This window comes from Allokutzneria multivorans, assembly GCF_039537405.1.
Classification (GTDB): domain Bacteria; phylum Actinomycetota; class Actinomycetes; order Mycobacteriales; family Pseudonocardiaceae; genus Allokutzneria; species Allokutzneria multivorans.
The window spans coordinates 21,687-42,194 of the sequence record NZ_BAABAL010000014.1 but is presented as its reverse complement, the minus strand read 5'-3'; the positions used below and the strand labels follow the sequence as shown (position 1 = coordinate 42,194).

Sequence of the window (20,508 nt, the reverse complement as noted above, 5' to 3'; positions counted from 1 at the left end):
CGATCACGCGGCCAGAGCGAGTTGATCACGCGAGTGGGCGGAGCATAGCGGAGCGCTCCGCTCACCCAGAACTCCCCCGAAGGAATGGAAGAAGTAGCGTCTCAAGAATCTGATGTGCCACCCCGACCGGAACAGAATGCATTTCGCGAATCTTCGGTCGAACACCTTGTGGCAGGCCTGTCCGCACCGCCACGCTGATGGTTCCCGCGCGCACGAGCGCACCCATGACGCCGCCTCGACGTGGAGGTTTCGTTGTCACTGCAACGATCGGTGTTCTCACGAAGCATTCCGCTGGCGCTCATCGTCCTTCTCACCCTGACCAACCTCACCCTCCCGGCGGTTGCGGCGACCGGAACGCCGCTGCGCGAGGGAACGGGCCTGTATCCGCGCGCCCTGCGCTTGTCCGACGGCGCGGTCGTGGCCAGCGTCGTGACTTTCGAGGGCAACCGAGGAATAGCGGCGATCTACCGCAGTACCGATGACGGTGGAAGCTTCACCCAGATCGGCAACATTGCCGATCCGGCCGCTTCAGAGGGTCGCGGCCTGTGTTGCGGGAGTTTGTTCGAGTTACCGGGTCGAGTGGGTGATCTACCGACCGGAACGCTGCTGTGGGCGGCCTCGATCGGCCAGAACGCGCCGGACCGGCGGATGTCGCTGCGCGTGTGGCGCAGCCCGGACCAGGGGCGCACCTGGTCCCACCTTTCCTCCTGCCGCGTCGCCCCGAACACCGGCGGCCTGTGGGAGCCCGAGCTGTCCGTGGACGCCTCGGGGCGGCTGGTCTGCCACTACGCAGACGAGACCAGGAGCGGCCGGCACAGCCAGTTGCTCGCGCGGGTCTCCTCGACCGACGGCGTGACGTGGAGTGCGCCGGTCGACACCATCGCCCTCGCTGTGCAGGGCGAGCGCCCGGGGATGCCCGTGGTGCGGCGGATGCCCGATCGCAGCTACGCCATGCTCTACGAGGTGTGCGGCGTCCCCGGCCAGTTCGACTGCGCCGCGCGCTTCAGGACCTCGGCTGACGGGTGGAACTGGGGCGGCGTCGGGGACATCGGGCCGCTCGTGCGCACGCGGGACGGCGGCTACCTCGCGCACGCACCGACCTTCTCCTGGGCGGACGACGGGACCGCGCGAGGTCGGCTGATCGCCGTCGGCCAGCAGCTGCGCCGCGCGGACGGCAGCACCTCGCCGGAGAGCGGGCGCGCGCTGCTGGTCAACACCGAGGGCGGGCACGGCAACTGGTTCACCGTCCCGGCTCCGGTCCAGGTGGCCGACCCGCCGAACAACTACTGCCCGAACTACAGCTCGACACTGGTGCCCTCCCGCGACGGGCAGCGGGTGCTGGAGATCGCGACAGACTACGACGGACCGGTCTGCAAGCCCTACTACGCAACGGGTTCAGCCGTGGGAAGCGGCGGCGCCGACGGCTCGGTCCCCGATAGGACCTACCGCCACATGAAAGTCCAAAGTGGACACTGATTGTTCAGTCACACCGTTGCGGGGAGCCGGTGCAGGTCCGCCACGATGTGCTCGACGAAGGAGTCGACCTTGTCCAGGTTCCGCGTGTGCAGCGCCGAGACGAGGTAGCCCGCGCCGATCGTCGCGTCCCACGCCCGCGCGCGGCGGTACGTCCGCTCGTCCACCGCACCGCGCACGTTCTCCCAGCCGTGCCACGCCATCAGCGCCGCGTCGATCGCGGGATCGGTGACGAGCGCGAGGTCCCAGTCCAGCACTCCGACCAGGTCGCCGTTGTCGCCCCAGTGCACGTTCCCCATGCCGATGTCGCCGTGCACGAGCGCGTCCGGAACCGGCTCCATGGCCAGCGCCTCCTCCAGGCGGCGCGAGCGCTCGGCGCGCTCGCCCCGAGGAAGGCGCGGGATGACCTCCTCGGCGAGGACCTGCGCCCAGCCGCGACCGTCCGGGTAGGTGGGCGGCACGTGCAGCAGCGCCTTCAGCTCGGGGCTGACCGGGCATTCGCGGACGGCGCGGAGCAGGTGGCCGATCTTGTCGGGGTCGCCGTACCCCTCCTGCCACGGCTTGCCGCCGATCCACGACAGCGCGACGGCCGCGCGCTCGCCGAAGGTGGTCACCGGCGTCAGCGGCTCGGGAACGGCGAACGGCGGATCGGCGGCGGCGATCAGCCGCAGCACCTCGGTCCGGCGGGGCAGGGCTTCGGCGTGCATCGCGCGCCTGCTGATCCGGATGGCGGCGACCTCCGGCACGAGGACGACCTCGTGCATCGAGCCGCCGGCCATCCGCGCGGAGTCCAGCGGCACTCCCGGCAGGAGCGCGTCGGCGATCTCCAGCAGCTCGCCGGAGACCGCCGACCCGTTCTTCTCGTCTGTCACGGGCCGTACCGTCGCACAGAGGGCGAGGTCCCGCGCCAGGATTTCAGCGCGTGTTTCAGCAGCCTCCGAGCAAGTCGACGACCACCGGCTCCTGACGCCCCTGGAAGGCGTTGGAGACGTCGTGCAGGCCGGGGCCGACGCACCAGGTCGTCGTGCGGAAGACCGCGCGGATCTCGGTGTGCTGCTTGCGGCCGCTGCAGTTGTTCCAGTGCAGGTGCTTGGGCAGACCGTACTGCGGAGCGTCGAGCGCCCTGATCATCTTGTTGCAGGGAATGCCTCGCGCCTGCTCGGTGGACGCCGAAGCCGAGGCTCCTGCGGACACCGACAGCGACAGGCTCGCGACGGACAGCGCGGCGACGACGGCAAGACGAAGAGCGGTCATTTTCTCCCCATACCAAAAATTGATTTTCTGAATTGTTCAACACTCGGATTTCGAATCCGCACTACAAGGTCCGCCCTGAGCAGTCACCGATCTTCGTGACGGCAACCGGCTCCTCGCGCCCCTGGAAGGTCAGGCCGAGGTCGTGCGGGCGGGTTGCTCCAGCCCAGGCACGCGGCAGTCGCGCTCCGCGGTGACGACGGCGGCAAGACGAAGAGCTGTCATTCCCTCCCCGTTCAGGAATTGCTTTGATAAGCATGCTGACAGGATCGTTCGATCACAGCACGAGCCCCTTTCAGGGGACAGCGATAATTGCGAGCGATCTTCAGGTGAATTTCGAGGAGATACTGAGGACCGGTCGAGCGCCGACGCGCTCGCGCTGGCACCCGCCGTGCCGTTCAGGGCCCTGGTCCATCACCGTTTCAAGATCCTTGTTGGCGCCCTGCATCGATTCGGATACCTTGTGTGGCTTCTCCCCGACTCAGCGGCTCAATGGAGAGCGATGAAGACGGTCAGCCAGCTCCTGGTCACCTTGCTGCTCGCCGCTGGTCTGCCGACGCTCCAGCTCCAGCCCGCGAAGAGCACCTGCTCAGCGATCGCCGCTCCGGCCGTCCCCGGCGCCCGCGTGCTCTCGGTGACCGGTGTCGAGCGCCCCGCCGGTGAAGCCGGGGTTCCAGGTCGCCCGCCGATCCCCGGGGTTCCGGCGCGGTGCGAGGTGACGGTGGAACTCAGCCACGCCGACGCGGGTGACCGCGTGCGGGTGGAGGTGTGGCTGCCGTCGAGCGGCTGGACCGGGCGGTTCCTCGGCACCGGCGGCGGCGGCTTCGCGACCGGGTTCTCCGCGGAGGGCCTGGCGCCCGCGGTCAAGAACGGCTTCGCGGCGGCGGCCACCGACGGCGGGATCGGGATCAACCCCGCCAGCCCGCAGAGGTGGGCGTTGGACGCCTCGGGCCGGGTCAACTGGGGGCTGCTGACCAACTTCGCCACGCGCTCGGTGCACGACATGACCCTGGTCGGCAAGGCCGTGACCAGGAGCTTCTACGGCCGCGCCGCCTCGTACTCGTACTGGAACGGCTGTTCGACGGGCGGGCGTCAGGGGCTGGCCGAGGCGCAGCTGCACCCGCGCGACTACGACGGGATCGTCGCCGGGGTGCCCGCGATGGACATGCCGCGCTTCTCGCTGGCGCAGTTCTGGCCGCAGGTGGTGATGAACCAGGAGCGCACCCGGCCCTCCGCCTGCGAGTTCGACGCGTTCACCAGGGCGGCCGTCGACGAGTGCGATCTGCTCGACGGCGTCGAGGACCGGATCATCGGCGACCCGGCCACGTGCCGCTTCGACCCCGCGCGGCTGATCGGTGCGCCGCTGCCGTGCGGAGGAACGGTCAGCGCGGCGGCGGCCGAGGTGGTCCGGCGGATCTGGGAGGGGCCGCGCGGGTACTCCGGCAGGCTCGGGCAGGGCCTGGTCAAGGGCGGCAGCTTCGCCGCGCTCGCCGGTCCGGCCCCGCTGCCGATCGCCGACAACTGGATCAGGTACTTCGTCGGCCGCGATCCCGGCATGGACACCTCGAAGATCGACTACACCGGCTTCGAGCGGCTGGTGCTCACCTCCACCGGCGTGTACGACCACCTGCTGGCCACCGACCGCGCCGACCTGTCGGCCTTCCGCGCGGGCGGCGGCAAGCTGCTGTCCTGGCACGGCCTGGCGGACGCGGAGATCGCCCCGGGCACCACGATCGACTACTGGGACCGGGTCCGGCGGGCCACCGGTGGCACCGACGACTTCTTCCGGCTCTTCCTCGCGCCCGGCTCCGGCCACTGCGGCAGCGGGGTAGGCGTCTCGCCGGTAGACCCGGTGCGCGCGATGATCGACTGGGTGGAGCACGGTCGCGCCCCGGCGACGCTGCCCGCCGCGACGACCGACGCCAAGACCACCCGCGACCTGTGCCCGCACCCTCGCAAGCCGGTCTACGACGGCCACGGCGACCCGAACTCGGCGGCCAGTTTCACCTGCGCACCCGCGTGAAACCGGTCTGAAACCGCGGTAAAGCTCTCGGCACGCACGCTCTGCGGCATGACCATCGCAATAGCCGCGGAGGGACTGCGCAAGTCCTACGGGGACAAGGTCGTGCTCGACGGCATCGACCTGACCGTGCAGGCCGGAACGATCTTCTCGCTGCTCGGGCCGAACGGCGCGGGCAAGACGACCACCGTGCAGATCCTGTCCACGCTGATCTGCGCCGACGGGGGCACGGCGCGGGTCGCGGGGCACGACCTCCGCCAAGCGCCCGAGGCAGTTCGCACCGAGATCGGCGTGACCGGGCAGTTCGCCGCCATCGACCGGCTCCTCACCGGCGAGGAGAACCTGCTGCTCATGGCCGACCTGCACCACCTGGACCGCGTGAGCGGGCGGCGGCGCGCGGCCGAACTGCTGGAGCGCTTCGACCTCGTGGAGGCGGGAAAACAGCTGCCGGGCACGTACTCCGGCGGGATGCGGCGACGGCTGGACCTGGCGATGACCCTGGTCGGCAGCCCGAGGGTGATCTTCCTCGACGAGCCGACCACCGGGCTGGACCCGCGCAGCAGGCAGACGATGTGGCAGATCATCCGCGAGCTGGTCGACACCGGTGTGACGATCTTCCTCACCACCCAGTACCTGGAGGAGGCCGATCAGCTCGCCAACCGGATCGCCGTGCTGCACAACGGGAAGCTGGCCGCCGAGGGCACGCCCGACGAGCTGAAGCGGCTGGTCCCCGGCGGGCACGTGCGGCTGCGCTTCACCGAGGAGCACGAGCTGATCGCCGCGTCGCGGGTTCTCGGTGACGTGGTGCGGGGCGAGGACGGGCTGAGCCTGCGCGTGCCCAGCGACTGCCGCGTGCGTTCGTTGCGCGCGCTGCTGGACCGGCTCGACGACGCCGGCATCGAGGTCGAGGAGCTGTCCGTGCACACCCCCGACCTCAACGACGTGTTCTTCGCGTTGACCGACTCCCGCCAGGAGGTGCCCAGTGCGTGACTCCATACATGACAGCGTCACCATGCTGCGCCGCAACCTCTTGCACGCGCGGCGCTATCCCTCGATGACGATCAGCACGGTGGCGATGCCGGTGCTGATGCTGCTGCTCTTCGTCGGCGTGTTCGGCACGGCGCTGGGCACGGGCATCGGCAGCGGGAACTACGTCGACTACCTCGCGCCGGGAATCATCCTGATGGCGGCGACCTCCGGCAGCGTCGCGACGGCGGTGTCGGTCTCGGTGGACATGACCGAGGGCATCGTGAACCGCTTCCGCACCATGGCGATCTCGCGGACCTCGGTGCTCACCGGGCACGTGGTCGGCGGCGTCCTGCAAACCATGACGAGCATCGCGTTCGTCGTCGGAGTGGCTCTGCTGCTGGGTTTCCGGCCGTCGGCAGGACCGATGGAGTGGCTCGGCGTCATCGGGCTGCTGCTGGCGATGACCTTCGCGATGACCTGGCTGGCCGCCGCGTTCGGCCTGGTGGCCAAGGGGCCGGAGGCCGCGAGCAACGCGCCGATGCCGCTGATGTTCCTGCCCATGCTCGGCAGCGGTTTCGTGCCGCCGGAGCGCATGCCGAGCGGGCTGCGCGTCTTCGCCGAGCACCAACCGTTCACCCCGGTCATCGAGACGCTGCGCGGCCTGCTGATGGGCACGCCGACCTCCTGGGGCACCGCTGCGCTCGCGCTCGGCTGGTGCGCGCTGATCTCGCTCGCCGGATTCCTCTGGGCGCGCCGGGCGTTCTCCCGCGCCGTCGCCCGCTGACCCACTCCCAGAAAGGGACCACTGCCATGACCCTGCCCGCCGACACCTGGGGCCTGCACGATGCGCACTTCTGGCTGCGCGGCCAGACCCGCGAGCACCCGGTGGAGTTCGACGCCGAGCGCGGGATGTGGATCATCACCGGCCACGCGGAGGTGCTCGCCGCGCTCAGCGACCCCACCCGGTTCCTGTCCAACCTCAGCTCCGCCTTCCCCGACACCGTGGACATGTCCTTCAACGAGGGCAACCTGATCCAGATGGACGGCGATGCCCACCGCAAGCTCCGCAGGCTCGTCAGCAACGCCTTCACGCCGAAGGTCGTCGCCGACCTCGCGCCCAGGATCGCCGAGCTGACCGGTGAGCTGCTGGACGCGGTCGACGGGCAGGAGGAGATCGAACTTGTCGCCGCGCTCGCCTACCCGCTCCCGGTGATCGTCATCGCCGAACTGCTCGGCGTGCCCGCGAGCGACCGCGAGCTGTTCCGCCAGTGGGTCGACGTGCTCTTCGAGAACCCGCAGGCGTTCTCGCTCAACGACGACCAGGAGAAGCTCAAGGAGGACTTCGCCGAGCAGACCACCGTGCTCAAGCCGATGACCGAGTACCTCATCGGGCACGCCGCCGAGCGCAGGCGCGCGCCGAGGCAGGACCTGCTGACCAGGCTCGTCCAGGCCGAGGTCGACGGGCAGCGGCTCAGCGACACCGAGGTGGTCAACTTCGCGGGACTGTTGCTGGTGGCCGGGCACATCACCACGACCATGTTGCTGGGCAACACGGTTCTGTGCCTGGACAGCTTCCCCGATCAGGCCGAGCGGGTGCGCGCGGACCGCTCGCTGGTGCCGACCGCGATCGAGGAGTCGCTGCGGATGCTCAGCCCCTTCGCCACCACCGCGCGGGTCACCGCCGAGGATGTCGAGCTGGCCGGGCGGGTGATCCCCGAGGGCCAGCTGGTGCTGCCGATGCTCGGCGCCGCCAACCGCGACCCCCGGCAGTTCGACCGGCCGCAGGAGTTCGACCCCGCGCGCGATCCCAACCCGCACATCGCCTTCGGCCGGGGCGCGCACTTCTGCCTCGGTGCTCCGCTGGCCCGGCTCGAAGGCCGCATCGCGGTGAACCTGCTGCTGGACCGCTTCCCCGCGATGCGGACGATCCCCGGCCGACCGCCGACGTTCATGGCCTCCCCGGACATGACCGGCGTCAACGCCCTCCCCCTCCGCGTCACCGCCTAGCCACTCCCCCGGGTCACCGAAGTTCGCCAGTCTTCAAGACCAGCAAACCCCCGCCCCAGCGGTCTCCAACGACGACAAACCCGCAACCCCGGTGACACCACCGCCGACATTTCGCCGTTTCGTACTCCTAGCGGAGATCCCGTTAGGAGTGCGAAACGGCTCAGGCGCGTGGCCAGCGGGCGCGGACGACCGCGAGCGCGTCCGTGCGCAGCTCCACCAGGCTTCGGTCCGCGTACTCCGCCACCGCCTCGGCGTAGGCGGGGCCGTTCGCGTTCTCGGCCGCCTCGCGGATCGCCGACGCGGACATGGTGGGCTGGAAACCGCGTTGGAAGCGGAAGCGCTCAGCCAGGGCGATCAACCGCACCCCCGCGTCGTCTCCCCTGGCTATGTCCGCCATGCCCAGCGCGGCCAGCAGCGTGCCGTAGAGCACGTGGTCCATCAGCACCGACGGGGATTTCAGCGGGCGCTTGGTGAGCAGCGCGGCGAGGACGCTCGGCAGGCCGTCGACGATGCCCGCGATCAGCTCGATCCGGCCGTGCCGCGCGTGGGCGACGACAGCCACGCCGTGCACCTCCACGACCCACGGGTTGATGCCCAGCTCGGCGGTGCCGACGCCGGGGTCGTCGCCGACGAGCACGCGTTCGGCGACCAGCCGCCACTGGCGCAGCCCCGCATCGACCTCCCCGCGCGCCAGCTTGATCTCCGCCCGCGTCGCCATCTCGAAGGTGATCAGCCCGACGGCTTCGGCCAGCCGGTCCGGGACGATCCCGTCGACCCCGCGCTCCGCCGCGTCGACGTCGCCCGCCTGGAGGTCGGCCAGCACCACGCCGAGGCGCATCTGCGTCAGGTTGAACGCCCCGAACTCGGCCAGCTCGCGCACCGCCGCGCGGGAGTGCTCGCGTGCCGCGTCGGAGTGCCCGAGGTACAGGCACAGCTCGCTCAGCCGCCCGTGCGCGGTGCTCAGCAACAGCGGACTTCCCTTGTCGTGCAAGCACTCCAGCATTCGTTCACTCACCGCGAGCGCGCGTTCGAGGTCGCCTCGGTTCTCCCACAGGTAACCCACGACCGCGCTGGCGAAGCCCGCGACCAGCGGCCAGGGACTGTCACACAGCGCCTCCAGCTCGTCGACGTCCCGCGTGCCCAGCACGATCGTCAACGCACCGCTGACCGTGTGCGGGGGCGGTGGTGGCAGGCGGCGCAGCACGACGAGCGAGCGGACGGCGTGCGGGCCGAGCACCATGAACGTCGTGATGGCGCTCAGCACCGCGATCGTCCTGGTCACCTCGGCCAGCTCCGGCCCGGGGTCGTAGCGCACGAGCACGTCGTCCACCTCGCGGGTGATCATCGCCATCCGCGCGTAGTTCGACTCCAACAGCCACAGCCCGCCGAGCGTCGCCGCGGTCGCCGCGACCACCGCGCCGTCACGGCGGTCCAGCCCCATGCGCAACGCGAACCCCAGGTTGTCCTCCTCCGCCCGGACCACCTCCGCGCCGCGCACCGTGGGCCGCCCGAACACCAGGTCGTGGTTGCGAATGCCGAATTCCCTTGCCCAGCGGAGGAACTCCTCGCGCACACGGTCCGATTCGCCCGCGGCCTCGCGCTGCGCGGCACTGAACTCGCGGACCGCCTCCAGCATCCGGAAGCGGATCCCGCTCGGCGTGTCCGCGACCTTGACCAACGACTGGTCCACCAGTCGCTCCAGCAGGTCGAGCGTCTCGTGCCCGCCCAGCAACCGCTCGGCCGCGACCGCGCTGAACCCGCCGGGGAACACCGACAGCGCCCTCAGCGCGGTCTGGCCGGCCGGATCGAGCAGCGTCCAGCTCCAGTCGACGACCGCGTGCAGCGTCCGGTGCCTCTGCGGCGCGTCCCTCGATCCGCCGCGCAGCAACGCGAAACGGTCGCTCAGGCGGTCCGCGACCTCCGCCACCGACATCACGCGCACCCGTGCGGCGGCCAGCTCCACCGCGAGCGGGAGCCCGTCCAGCTGACCGCACAGCGACTCGACCGCGTCCTCCGGCAGGTCCACGTCCGGCCGGGCCGCACGCGCGCGCTGCCGGAAGAGCTCGACCGTGGTGGGCAGACTCAGCTCCGGCAACGGGTAGACCGACTCCGAGGACAGCCCGAGCGGCGCGCGGCTCGTCGTGAGCACGCACAGGTCCGGCGTGAGGGCCACCAGCGCGCGCACCAGCTCCGCGACGCGCCCCAGCACGTGCTCGCAGTTGTCCAGCACCAGCAACGCCGACGCGGCACCGCCCAGGCGGGCGATCCCCGGGACGAGGTCGGCCCGCTGGACCTCGCGCAACCCGAGCGCCGCCGCGACCGCGCGGGTCACGTCACCGTCTGCGGGCAGGCCCGCGAGTTCGACGAAGTACACGACCCGCTGGTCCGCTCGCCTGCTCACCGCGTGCGCGAGCCGGGTCTTGCCCAAACCGCCCGCGCCGATCACGGAGGTGACCCGCGAGGTCCGCAGGAGGTTCAGCACCGCGTCGATGTCCTCGTCGCGGCCGAGCAGCGGGTTGGGCTCGTGCGCGATGCCGTGCCGCACCACGGGCGCCTCGCCCCGCAGCAGTTCCTGGTGGATCTTCTGGAGCTCCGCCCCCGGGTCCGCGCCCAGCTCGTCGCGCAGCGCCCTGCGGTGGGCCTCGTAGCGCGCCAGCGCGGCGGGCACGGGTTCGCAGCGCAGGAGCTCCGCCAGCAGCTCCTCGTCCCTCGGCAGCACGTCGGCGAGCGAGGTCAGCGCTTCGAGCGCCTCGTCCTTTCGGCCGAGCCGCGCCAGTGCCACCGCCCGTGCCCGCTCCAGCGCGCGGTGGGTTCCGGCCCGCTCGGAGCGCAACGCCGCCACCGGATCGTCCGGCTCCGCCCTGCCCGGCTCGGCCCCGTCCAGGTCGGCGCCCGCCCACAGGGCCAGCCCCGCCTCGGCGCGCGCCAAGGCGGCCGCGTGGTCGCCTTCGCGGGCGCACCGCGCGCTCTCCGCCACGCTGAGCACCACCGCCGCGGCGTCGACCTGCTCTTCGCTCAGCGACAGCCGGTAGCCCGTGGCGGTGCTGACGATCAGGTCCGCTCCGAGTTGCGACCGAGCCCGGGAAACCAGCACCTGCAAGGCTTTCGCGGGGTTCTCCGGCAGCGCGTCCGGCCACAGGCCCTCGATCAGCCGACCCGTGCCGCACCCCGCGCGCAGGTCCCCCGCGAGCAGAGCCAGCAGGCCCCGCAACCGTGGCCCGGTGATCTCGTGGTCGCGGTAGGCCACGCGCGGCAACAAGGTCAACTCGGTGGTCACCGGCTCAGGTTAGAGCCCCGCCGCCGCTCGGAACCGCGCTTTCGGTCAGCGCCGCGCCACAACCGGCGGTGCGGACCCGGGCACCCTGCGTGACTCAGCCTTCCGGCTGCGCCGTCCGGCCGTTGGGCCGAGCCGCAGCACCCCGCTGACCAGCCATTGTGGTGACATCACGACGAAAGTGAGGCAGCCATGATCACCATCATCACCACCTGGGTCGGCGTCGCCGCCGGGTTGGCCGTGCTCGTGCTGATGGCCGTGTCCGACCACATGAACGACAAGGCCCAGCCCGACGGCCGCGTCGCCCCGAAGCAGGCCAGGCACACGCTGCACCGGGGCGCGACCACGACGACGGCGACCGCCACGGCCACGGTCGTGCGCAAGCACCGCGTGCTGCCCAGCCGCTTCGCACGGGTCCACCGCGCGGCCTGACCTCCCGCTAGCTGGGCAGGTCGACCGCGCGGAGCTGGTTCTCCAGCGGCAGCCTTGACCGCGTCCGGTCCAGGACGAAGTCCGCCGCGCCGGGCAGCACGAGGCCTGGCACAAGCTCCCGGTACGTGCCGTCCGCGTTGAGCTGCCACAGACCCGGCCTGTCCCAGGTCGTCACCGCCACCCGCCCATCAGGCAGCACCTGCACGCCGTCGACGACGCGGCCCGCCAGGTGCTCCACCTGCTGGAGTGCACAGCCTTAGCGATCGAGCACTGGCCGCGCGAACCGGTTCCGGCACCGCCGAGGGCCTGTCCTGCAAGTCGTCAGGTTCGCAGGTCTTCAAGACCACCCAACCCACACCTCAGCCGTCGTCACCGACAACGCACCCGACAACGCCGCCAGGCGAGAGGCGGTCAACGATGATCAACAGAGGGGCTTGCCGGTCTTGGACACCTCGACGCCCGACGACACCGTGACCGGAATCCACAGCTGACCGAGCTCAGTCCGGCGACGCACGCGCTCTCGGGAACACGGTGTCGGGGTCGACGTTGAACATCACCTCGCAATCGCAGTGGCCGCCGTACCCGCGCAGCCCACGGTGGAGATCATCGAGCGAGACCCCGTTGCGCACCGCCCACGCGTCGGTGGCCCGCAGTCCGTGGTCGCAGCCCTCGGCCTCGACGGCCGTTTCCACGTGGCCGAGCAGCGATTCCAGTCGTGGTCGGTCCAGGGGCAGGACCGCCGCGTCCGCCCAGCGGTCCTCGTCCTCCTGCCACTCGTCCCACTCCACGCCCTCGACGCTGTCGTCCTCTTCGAGAGCCGCGAGTTCCCGAACGTCGTCAAGGTCGAGGCCGTTCACCCGGTCCACAGACATCCTCCCTTCGCCGCAGGGCCGGAGACCGCCGAGAGTCCACAATGGACAAAGGCGTTCACGCACAGAAAACAGTGGCAGGCAACATGATCGGCGCCCATCGATCACGCCGCCATCCCGAAACCATTATTCACCACAATCCCGCGCTGTCAAATTCCCCTTGCACACCAACAATAAGTCAGCACAACGCGAAAATAGCACCCTCACAATGGCGTTATGTGGGCATAACGCGGGAGAGCTCAGCCCTCGGGGTCGGTGACCCTCGCGAGGAAGTGCACGGCGCCGCTGCTGTCGTGGCGGAGCACGAACAGGAACGGCCGGTCGATCCGGACCTCCACCGGCGGAGCGGCCGGGGCGGACATCCACGAGATGGCCGCGGTGGCGGCGGCGCCTTCGACACCGTTCTCGTCGATGGAGAGCACGGCCTTGTGCTGGACGCTGCCCAGCGGCACCCCGTCCGCCAGCTCCGCGCCCGACGCGAACGCCTCCACGACGCCGAGACGCCCCAGCGCCTCGCGCAGTTCCACACCGGTGGACAGGCGGAACCGGGGCAACCGCAGATCGACGTGCGCGTTCGGGGCCGGGGCGAGCAACGCGGCGAAGGACTCAGGCGTCAGTTCGCTCTCCTGGTCAGCCAGGTCGCCGCGCGGCAGCAGGACCACCCCGGTCAAGCCACCCGCCGCCGGAAGGTTCACGACGTGCCAGCCACCGGTGGTGGTGTACTTCGCGTCCTCGGTGACCACGCGCATCGTGGGCACATGCCGTTCACCTTCGGGCGTGTGGAACACGGCCGAGTGAGTCAGCAGCTCGCTGAACGCAGTCAACCAGGCGCTCCGCAGGTACACGGCGACCACGAGCGCCGAGACCGAGCCAGGTGGCAGCCGATCGATCAGGGACGGGACCAGCCCGCGAGTGGTGGCCGCGACATCGGCGTTGATCAGGCTCCTGGCCTCCTCCGGCGCGGCGAGGAACGGCGCGGATCGGGTCTCCGGCCGCTTCGCGACGCTCGGATCGGCCCAGTGCGTCGTGGACACGGCCAGCTCGGGCGGCTCGACGTAGTCCGGCACGGGGGCCAGCTCCTCCGCGTCCCGCTCTGCGAAGTCGTCCAGCACATCCAGCATTTCCTCGCGCGTGGTTCCGCGCGCACCCTCCGCGACCTCGCGCAGCGCCTTGGCGACGCAGTAAGGCGCCCACGCGATGTTCGCGCGCGGATCGAGGACGTGGTGCAGCGCGAGCGTGAAGGGAAGCATGCCCGGATGCTAGTTCGAGTGCGGCCAAGCGGCTCCCCTGCGCGGGGGACGTCACGGCCCACGCGGCCGATTACGCTGCGCCGGGCACGATGAGCGGAAGGCAGCGGTGAACACACCCGGAACGTTGACCAGGCAGTCCCGGCTCGTCGCGGCGCTGTGCATGTGCGTCGACTCGGTGCTCTACGTGACGAATCTGCGCAAACCCGCGTTCGGCTGGGTGGACGTCGTCGCGATCGCGCTGATCCTTCTGGTGAACGCGGGACTCGCCAGCTCCGCAAAGCGCTCAGGGCTGGTCGCTGTCGCCGTGGCGGCCGTACAGATCGTCATCCCGCTGGCGCTCGATCCCGGCTCGCACCACATTTGCACCACGGGCGGCATGATGGCCGCTTATAGGGTCGGCGCGTGGCTGCCCGCGTGGCCGGGACTGCTTTCGATCGGCGCGCTCGCGATCGCCGACTTCGCCGACAGCAAGTTCCCCGGCACAGGACCACTTCCGCTCATCCTCACCATCACCAGCAGCGCAGTGCTGCCGTGGATCGTCGGCCGCCACACCACCACGCGCAGCGCCTACATAGCTGAGTTGGAGCGCCGTGCGGACCGCCAGGAGCAGGCGGTGCAGCGCGCGCTCGCGGAGGAACGCAGCTCCATCGCGCGCGATCTGCACGACATGATCTCCCACCACGTCAGCGCCATCGGTGTGCACGCGGGCGCCGCGCGCCTCGGCATCGGCTCAACGGGCAACACGGCCGCGCAACGCTCGCTGAGCGCGGTGGAGACAGCGAGCCGCTCCGCCATGACGGACCTGCGAAGGCTGCTGGACCTGTTGCACGGTAAAGACGACCACCAGCACCGTCAGCCCGGGATGAGCAACGCGGACGAGTTGCTCGCCGGAGTGCGCGCGGCGGGGCTGCCGGTCACCATGACCACGAGCGGAGCGCCGTTGGAGCTGCCGGGCTCTGTCGACGTCGCGCTCTACCGCATCTTCCAGGAAGCACTGACGAACGCGCTGCGGCACGGCGACGGGGTGGCCGACGTCGTACTGGAGCACCGCGACGAGGAGGTCGTCCTGACCGTGGCGAACCCCTTGCGGTTCAACAACAACGGCACAGAACCCGGTTCCGGGCTCACCGGCATCAGGGACCGCGTGGCGCTCTTCGGCGGACAGGCGCGGTTCGGGCCAGACGGCGCGAACTGGGTGCTTCGGGTGAGCCTGCCAACGAAGGAGGCCGCGTGAGTCTCAGTGTGCTGTTGGCCGACGACCACGCGTTGTTCCGCTCCGGGTTGCGCGCGGTGCTGGACACACAGGAGGACCTGGAGTGCGTTGGTGAGGCTGAGGACGGACGTGCGGCTGTCGCGGAGACCGCGCGACTGCGACCGGATCTCGCTGTGCTTGATGTGCGCATGCCTCGGCTCGACGGGCTTGCGGCGGCCGAAGCGATCCTCAATACGCCCGGCAACGCCACTAAAGTCCTCGTCCTGACCACCTACGACAGCGACGAGTACGTCTATCGCGCGTTGCGCGCGGGTGCGAGCGGCTTCCTGCTGAAGAGCCTGCCACCCGAGGAGATGATCTCGGCGATGCGGGTGGCGGTGCGCGGCGACGCGCTCATCGACCCGTCCGTGACCAAGCGGCTGATCTCGCGGTTCGCCACGAGCATCGAGCCGCCGTCGAAGCCGCCCGAGGTGCGCCGGCTGACCAGCCGGGAGTTCGAGGTGCTGCTGCTGATCGCGGCCGCGCACAGCAACGCCGAGATCGCCGAGCGGCTGCGCGTCGGCGAGGAAACGGTGAAAACCCACGTCTCCCGGGTTTTGTCGAAACTCGGACTACGCGATCGGGTGCATGCTGCCGTGTACTCCTACCTGCACGGACTCGTTCCGATATCCCCCACGAGAGGGACGGCCACTCACCCGCGACCGTGACGATCTCGTCGGTGCCAGGGCTTACCTTCGGCGTCGATGAGAACAACAGCCACAGCGCTGGTCGCGTTCCTGCTGATGCTCTGCGGGGCGCCGCACGCGTTCGCCGACGGGGCGACGGCCGGGGCCGACGTCCACGTGGCGCAGACCCTGGGCTCCCGCGAGCTGACCGTGGTGCTGCGCCGCGTCGACGCCGTGCCAGGACCGTTGCGCATCAACGTGATCACCCACGCGGGAAGTCCTCCGGGGCGGCTCGCTCTGCGACTCGTGCCGACCGGCGCGGGCTCGGCGGGTGGCGTCCGCGCGGAGAGCGCCACGACCGTGGAGCTGCGCGATCGCCCCGGCTCGCACGACGCGACGCTCTCGGTCAGCGTGCCCGGACCGCAGGAGCTCGTGCTCGACGAGGTCGCGCGCATCCCCTTCGTCGTGCCCGTGACCGTGCTCTCCCCGGCGGAGCGCGTGACCTACGGCGGCTTCGTGGCCGCGGGTGTGCTGTTGCTCGTTTCCCTTGCGGTGTCGGTGAAAGCTCGGCGGCCGTGGCTCGCACTGGTGCCGGGCGGCGGGGTGGTCGCGGCGTTGGCCGTCGCGGTGACCGGCGCGTTGCTGTCGGCGGCCACGCCCGCTCCACCGGTGCCGGGCGCGGACATCGACGCGACGGTGGACAACGTCCTCGATCCGTACTCGGTCCGCGCGCAGTCCCTTGTGGACACATCACGGCCTCCGGTGAACGTGTTGGTGTCACAGGGGACTGTGCCCGGTGGCGTCGAGCTGGCGCTGCGCTTCACCGATGGCGCGAGCGGGCGACCGGTGGACGATCTGCTCATCCACGACAGCGCGTTGGCACACCTGCTCGTCGTGCCGCCGTCCGGAGCGCTGCGGCACCTGCACCCGGTCCGTGTCGCTCCCGGCGAGTACCGGGTGCACCTCGCCGAGCCGGAGCCGGGCTACCACGCGGTGTCCGTGGAGATCGCACGGCGCGGCGGTGGCGTGCAGTTATTGCGCTCTGCCAGGGGTTTCACGCTGCCTGGCACTCCGCGTGCCGCCGTGCCGACCGTTGAGACCGTTCGCGCCGAGGACGGCTTTCCGGAGACGATCACCGCGCGGTTCAGCGAGAAGCGGGACCTGCAACCGTGGCTCGGCATGGTGGGCCACCTGATCGTGGTCGGCCCGCTGTCCGATGAGCCGGAGGTCGGGCGCGCGGCGGCCGGTGCGGCGACGTGGTCGCACGTCCACCACATGGCACCGCTGACCCGGGGCGGCGCGGGCGGCCTCCCTGACGAAACCGTTGCGGCATATGGGCCGGAGGTGTCGTTCACGCACACCTTCCCGTTGCCCGGTCGCTACCGCGCGTGGATTCAGGCGGAGCGCGAGTACGCCCTCACGACCAAGCCGGTGGAGATCCTCGTGTCACCGAAAGAGGACGCCCCATGACCGCCCCCACTCCGAGCGCGAACGTACCCAATGTGGCATTGGTTACGTCAGACGAAACAAATGCCACATTGGGTACGTCCCCGGTGTGGGCGCGGTGGGTAGCGGCGGTGCTCGCGGTGGTGGTCCTCGTGGCGGGTGCGGTGCTGCTGTTCGGCGGTGGGGACGGCGGCCGGGTGGAGCTGACGTCGAGCTCTGCCAGGCATTCCGTGCGCCTGGTGGTGGAGCGGGCGCGCGTGGGCACGACGGCGATGGACGTGGAGGCCACCGGAGCGTCCACTGTGGACAGTGTGCGGCTTGAGCCCGCGATGCACATGGGTCACGCGATGCGGCCCGCCGCGACAACGACGGTGGGACCGGGGCGCTTCCGCGCCGAGAACGTGCTGCTGGAGATGACCGGGCAGTGGGAGGTGACCGTCGTGCTGCGCGACGGCACCGGCACCGAGCGCGTCGTCTTCCCGTTGCTGGTGAGCTGAGGAGAAGGAGAACCATGGCTGTGATCGCACCGGCGGAGCGCGCCGGGACCACGGGGGCGAGGGGGCTCGTGCCCGCGCTGCTGGTGTTGTTGGGCGCGCTGTCGTCGTTGGTGGGCCTCAGCTGGGACGTGCAGTGGCACGTCGACGTCGGGCCGGACACGTTCTTCACGTTGCCGCACCTGTTCATCTACGCGGGCAGCGCGCTGACCGGGCTCACGGCGCTGACGGTGGTGCTGCGCACGACGGTGGCCGAGCGCGCGGGCCGCGAGGTCGACGCGGCGGTCGGCGGACGGGCGGTCGGCGTGTTCGGCAAGACCTTCGCCGCCCCCGTGGCCTACCTGGTCACCGGCACCTCAGCGGCGGTGTTCCTCGTGTACGGCCTGTGGGACCAGTGGTGGCACGGGGTCTACGGCTTCGACGCCACGATCGACTCGCCACCGCACATCGGGCTGCTGCTCTCGGTGTCCGCCACGATCATCGGCTCGCTGATGACCTTCGCGGTGGTGGCGGAGCGCGAGCGCTGGGGCCGCGCGGGCGTGTTCCTCGCGGTGGCCATGCTCGTGGCGTTCTGCACCATCACCTCGCTGGCGTTCAGCAGCGCCAACCTCGGGGTCAACGCGGTGGACATCAGCATCGCGTTCACCACGGTGATGCTGTTGCTGACGGCGACCTCGTTCTTCCGCAGGCCCGGCGCGGCGCTGCTGACCGCGGTCACGGTCGCGGGCGTCCAGGCGGTGCTGTGGGTGTTCACGCCGTGGGCGACGACCACCTACGCGGACTCGGTGGGCCTGCCGGTGCGGGACTACGTCGAGGGCGTTCCGGCGATGCCGAACCTGATCCCGATGAGCCTGCTCGGCGTCGCGCTGGTGGTGGAGCTGGCCAGGCGCGGTCGCTGGTCGGCGCGCGTGCTCGCTCCGACACTCGGGGCGGTGGGCGCGGTCGTGATCACCGCGCTCGCCCCGGTGCAGCGCCTGATCACCAGGGGGTTTCCGATCGTCGACCTCGGCGCCCTGGCCCTGACCTGCGTCGTCGCCGCGCTCTTCGGCCTGCTCGCCGGATTCCTCGGCTGGCGCTTCGGCGTGATGCTGCGCGCCCTGATCCCCACGAACGCAGCCCCCGCCGAGGAGGGAGTTCGATGATCAAGCGTCTGTCGGCGTTGGTGGTGGCGCTCGGCGCGCTGTTCGTGAGCGCGCCGACCGCGACGGCCTACGAGCCGGTCAACATCGTCCACACCGAGCGCGTGCAGGTCGGGCCGTACGGGCTCACGGTGGGCTTCAGCACGTGGCCCGTGCGCGCGTTGCAGTCGCTGGACTTCACGTTCGTGCCCGATGACGGCATCGCGGGCAAGAGCGGCACCCTGCGCCAGGTCCACCAGGGCTCCGAGCAGGCCGAGAACCCCAGGCGCGGGCGCAACGCCCCGCTGGCCCGGCACCCGCGCAAGCGCGACGTGTGGGGCCTGGACATCCACTCGCTGAACCGGCCGGGCGAGTGGTCGTTGGTCTTCAGCGTCGACGGCCCGGCCGGGCGCGGCGAGGGGACGCTGAGCGGCATCCAGGTGCTCGACCAGCCAGGCCCGCCGCTCGCGCTGAGCTGGGCGGTGAGCGCGCTGCCGTTGCTCGGGCTCATCGGCTTCCTGGCAGTCGCCTGGCGGCGTACACCGAACGAACGCTACGAACCCGTAGCGATTTAGGGCAGGATGGGGCGCGATCTATCACCCGACCGAGGGAGTGTGTGGTGGCGTCCTCTCCGTCCCGCCTGTTCGCCGAGATCAGCACCGCCGAGCGGCCCGGCAGCACGCGCGTGCTGATGCGCAGGGCCGTGGTGCTCGGCGCCAGCATGGCCGGGCTGCTCGCGGCGCGGGTGCTCAGCGACCACGCCGAGGAGGTGCTGATCATCGAGCGGGACGCCAGCGAGGCGGACAACGAGCCGCGTCCGGGCGTTCCGCAGGGCACGCAGGTGCACGGGCTGCTCCCGGCGGGAAACCTGCAGCTGGACCGCTGGTTCCCGGGCTTCACCGCCGAGGCGATCGAGGCGGGCGGGACGCTCCCGACACCCGAGAGCGCGCGGATCTACCTCAACGACGTGCTCCGGCCGCCCGCACCGCCGGTGGCGGGCATCGGCGCGCTGGTCAGCACGCGACCGTTCCTGGAGACCCTGGTGCGGCGCCGGACGCTCGCCGTCGAGAACATCTCGCTGGTCACCGGCCAGGTCAAGGGCATCGACCTCTCCTCGACCAAGGTCACCGGCGTGCGCTACACCCCGACCGGCGCCGACGAGCCGGTGACCGAGGCCGCGGACATGGTCGTGGACGGGATGGGGCGCTCCAGCAAGCTCAGCGACTGGCTGGAGGACGCGGGCTGGCCCGCCCCGGAGCTGAAGCGCATGCCGATCAAGCTCAACTACGCCACCGCGCTGTTCCGCCGTGACACCGACATCAGCGACAGCATGGTGGTCGTCGCGCAGACCACGGCGGGCAAGGGCCGCGTGGCGCGGATGGGCGGCATCAACGCGGTGGAGGACGACCGCTGGATCATGCTCATCGCCGGGTACGGGGACGACCGGCCGACCAGGGACTTCGACGACTTCAAGGCGCGCTGCCGCCGCGACTTCCCGTCGGTCTTCGGCGACATCGCCGAGCGCGCGGAGCGGCTGGGCGAGGTGATCACCTACCACCAGGCCGACAGCAGGCGGCGGGAGTTCCACAAGCTCTCCCGGCTGCCCGGGGGCCTCGTCGCGGCCGGTGACGCGGTGGCCTCCTTCAACCCCGTCTACGGCCAGGGCATGACCTCGGCGATGCTGCACGCCTCGTGCCTGTCGGCGCACCTGCGCTCCGGCGCCTCGCCCGCCGAGCCCGCGCACGGCTACTTCGAGCGGGTCAAGGTGGTGGTCGACGCGGCGTGGCAGATCTCCACCCAGGCCGACCTGGAGCTGCCGCACGTGGACGGCCCGTACCCGAAGGGCTACCGGGTCACCAGCTGGCTCGGTGACCTGGTGTTCGCCGCGTCCATGAAGGACCAGGAGCTCAACGCCCGGCTGAGCGCGGTGACCATGATGCTGGCGCACCCGATGTCGTTGGCCCGGCCGAGCACGCTGCTGCGCGCGGTGAAGGCGAAGCTCTCGCGCTGAGCCGGTACCGGCGGCA

19 protein-coding genes are annotated in these 20,508 nt (G+C 70.7%); 13 read left to right on the top strand and 6 right to left on the bottom strand.

Annotated features, from left to right (window positions below):
- Window positions 1-252: 252 nt before the first annotated feature.
- Window positions 253-1,476, top strand: coding sequence for a sialidase family protein (locus tag ABD798_RS19270; protein ID WP_344876718.1), 1,224 nt, complete (start codon window positions 253-255; stop codon window positions 1,474-1,476).
- Window positions 1,477-1,484: 8 nt separating this feature from the next.
- Here ABD798_RS19270 and ABD798_RS19265 read toward each other — a convergent pair whose 3' ends face one another.
- Window positions 1,485-2,345: an aminoglycoside phosphotransferase family protein gene (locus ABD798_RS19265; RefSeq protein ID WP_344876716.1), complete on the bottom strand. Its 861-nt coding sequence runs from the start codon at window positions 2,343-2,345 to the stop codon at window positions 1,485-1,487.
- A gap of 55 nt (window positions 2,346-2,400) precedes the next feature.
- The gene (locus ABD798_RS19260; protein ID WP_344876714.1) at window positions 2,401-2,727 is read right to left on the bottom strand and encodes a hypothetical protein; all 327 of its coding nucleotides are present in this window, start codon (window positions 2,725-2,727) and stop codon (window positions 2,401-2,403) included.
- 499 nt (window positions 2,728-3,226) lie between these two features.
- Here ABD798_RS19260 and ABD798_RS19255 point away from each other — a divergent pair, with 499 nt between their 5' ends.
- The 4 genes from ABD798_RS19255 to ABD798_RS19240 are packed head-to-tail and all read left to right on the top strand — an operon-like array spanning window position 3,227 to window position 7,720.
- A complete protein-coding gene (locus ABD798_RS19255) occupies window positions 3,227-4,747 on the top strand; it encodes a tannase/feruloyl esterase family alpha/beta hydrolase (protein ID WP_344876713.1) in 1,521 nt (506 codons plus the stop codon).
- Between the two features lie 48 nt (window positions 4,748-4,795).
- Complete coding sequence (locus ABD798_RS19250) at window positions 4,796-5,734, top strand: ATP-binding cassette domain-containing protein (RefSeq protein WP_344876711.1); 939 nt, start codon at window positions 4,796-4,798, stop codon at window positions 5,732-5,734.
- 22 nt (window positions 5,735-5,756) lie between these two features.
- Window positions 5,757-6,497: an ABC transporter permease gene (locus ABD798_RS19245; RefSeq protein WP_344876776.1), complete on the top strand. Its 741-nt coding sequence runs from the start codon at window positions 5,757-5,759 to the stop codon at window positions 6,495-6,497.
- A gap of 26 nt (window positions 6,498-6,523) precedes the next feature.
- The gene (locus ABD798_RS19240; RefSeq protein WP_344876709.1) at window positions 6,524-7,720 is read left to right on the top strand and encodes a cytochrome P450; all 1,197 of its coding nucleotides are present in this window, start codon (window positions 6,524-6,526) and stop codon (window positions 7,718-7,720) included.
- Between the two features lie 160 nt (window positions 7,721-7,880).
- On the opposite strand, the gene ABD798_RS19235 is transcribed toward ABD798_RS19240, so the two are convergent.
- Window positions 7,881-10,997 carry an ATP-binding protein gene (locus ABD798_RS19235; RefSeq protein WP_344876707.1) on the bottom strand — a complete coding sequence of 1,039 codons (3,117 nt, stop codon included), beginning with the start codon at window positions 10,995-10,997 and terminating at the stop codon, window positions 7,881-7,883.
- 189 nt (window positions 10,998-11,186) lie between these two features.
- Here ABD798_RS19235 and ABD798_RS19230 point away from each other — a divergent pair, with 189 nt between their 5' ends.
- The gene (locus ABD798_RS19230) at window positions 11,187-11,426 is read left to right on the top strand and encodes a hypothetical protein (protein ID WP_344876705.1); all 240 of its coding nucleotides are present in this window, start codon (window positions 11,187-11,189) and stop codon (window positions 11,424-11,426) included.
- A gap of 7 nt (window positions 11,427-11,433) precedes the next feature.
- Here the strand turns inward: ABD798_RS19230 and ABD798_RS19225 are convergent, their stop codons facing one another.
- The 3 genes from ABD798_RS19225 to ABD798_RS19215 all read right to left on the bottom strand — a co-directional run bounded on the left by ABD798_RS19225 (window position 11,434) and on the right by ABD798_RS19215 (window position 13,545).
- On the bottom strand, window positions 11,434-11,664 hold the full coding sequence (locus ABD798_RS19225; RefSeq protein WP_344876703.1) for a hypothetical protein: 231 nt from the start codon (window positions 11,662-11,664) through the stop codon (window positions 11,434-11,436).
- Between the two features lie 259 nt (window positions 11,665-11,923).
- Window positions 11,924-12,292 (bottom strand): DUF2695 domain-containing protein, encoded by a 369-nt coding sequence (locus tag ABD798_RS19220; RefSeq protein ID WP_344876701.1) that lies wholly within the window; start codon window positions 12,290-12,292, stop codon window positions 11,924-11,926.
- Window positions 12,293-12,534: 242 nt separating this feature from the next.
- Window positions 12,535-13,545, bottom strand: coding sequence for a serpin family protein (locus ABD798_RS19215; RefSeq protein ID WP_344876699.1), 1,011 nt, complete (start codon window positions 13,543-13,545; stop codon window positions 12,535-12,537).
- A gap of 106 nt (window positions 13,546-13,651) precedes the next feature.
- Between ABD798_RS19215 and ABD798_RS19210 the strand changes: the two genes are divergently transcribed.
- The 7 genes from ABD798_RS19210 to ABD798_RS19180 all read left to right on the top strand — a co-directional run bounded on the left by ABD798_RS19210 (window position 13,652) and on the right by ABD798_RS19180 (window position 20,492).
- Window positions 13,652-14,779 (top strand): sensor histidine kinase, encoded by a 1,128-nt coding sequence (locus tag ABD798_RS19210; RefSeq protein ID WP_344876697.1) that lies wholly within the window; start codon window positions 13,652-13,654, stop codon window positions 14,777-14,779.
- Complete coding sequence (locus ABD798_RS19205) at window positions 14,776-15,465, top strand: response regulator (protein ID WP_344876695.1); 690 nt, start codon at window positions 14,776-14,778, stop codon at window positions 15,463-15,465. The genes ABD798_RS19210 and ABD798_RS19205 overlap by 4 nt, the downstream gene beginning before the upstream one ends.
- Before the next feature lie 36 nt (window positions 15,466-15,501).
- Window positions 15,502-16,893 (top strand): hypothetical protein, encoded by a 1,392-nt coding sequence (locus ABD798_RS19200; RefSeq protein WP_344876693.1) that lies wholly within the window; start codon window positions 15,502-15,504, stop codon window positions 16,891-16,893.
- A 68-nt stretch (window positions 16,894-16,961) separates the two neighbouring features.
- Complete coding sequence (locus ABD798_RS19195) at window positions 16,962-17,366, top strand: FixH family protein (RefSeq protein ID WP_344876691.1); 405 nt, start codon at window positions 16,962-16,964, stop codon at window positions 17,364-17,366.
- A gap of 14 nt (window positions 17,367-17,380) precedes the next feature.
- On the top strand, window positions 17,381-18,505 hold the full coding sequence (locus ABD798_RS19190) for a hypothetical protein (RefSeq protein ID WP_344876689.1): 1,125 nt from the start codon (window positions 17,381-17,383) through the stop codon (window positions 18,503-18,505).
- Window positions 18,502-19,056 (top strand): hypothetical protein, encoded by a 555-nt coding sequence (locus tag ABD798_RS19185; protein WP_344876687.1) that lies wholly within the window; start codon window positions 18,502-18,504, stop codon window positions 19,054-19,056. Before ABD798_RS19190 ends, ABD798_RS19185 begins: the two co-directional genes overlap by 4 nt.
- Window positions 19,057-19,100: 44 nt before the next feature.
- Window positions 19,101-20,492, top strand: coding sequence for an FAD-dependent oxidoreductase (locus tag ABD798_RS19180; protein ID WP_344876686.1), 1,392 nt, complete (start codon window positions 19,101-19,103; stop codon window positions 20,490-20,492).
- Window positions 20,493-20,508: the final 16 nt, after the last annotated feature.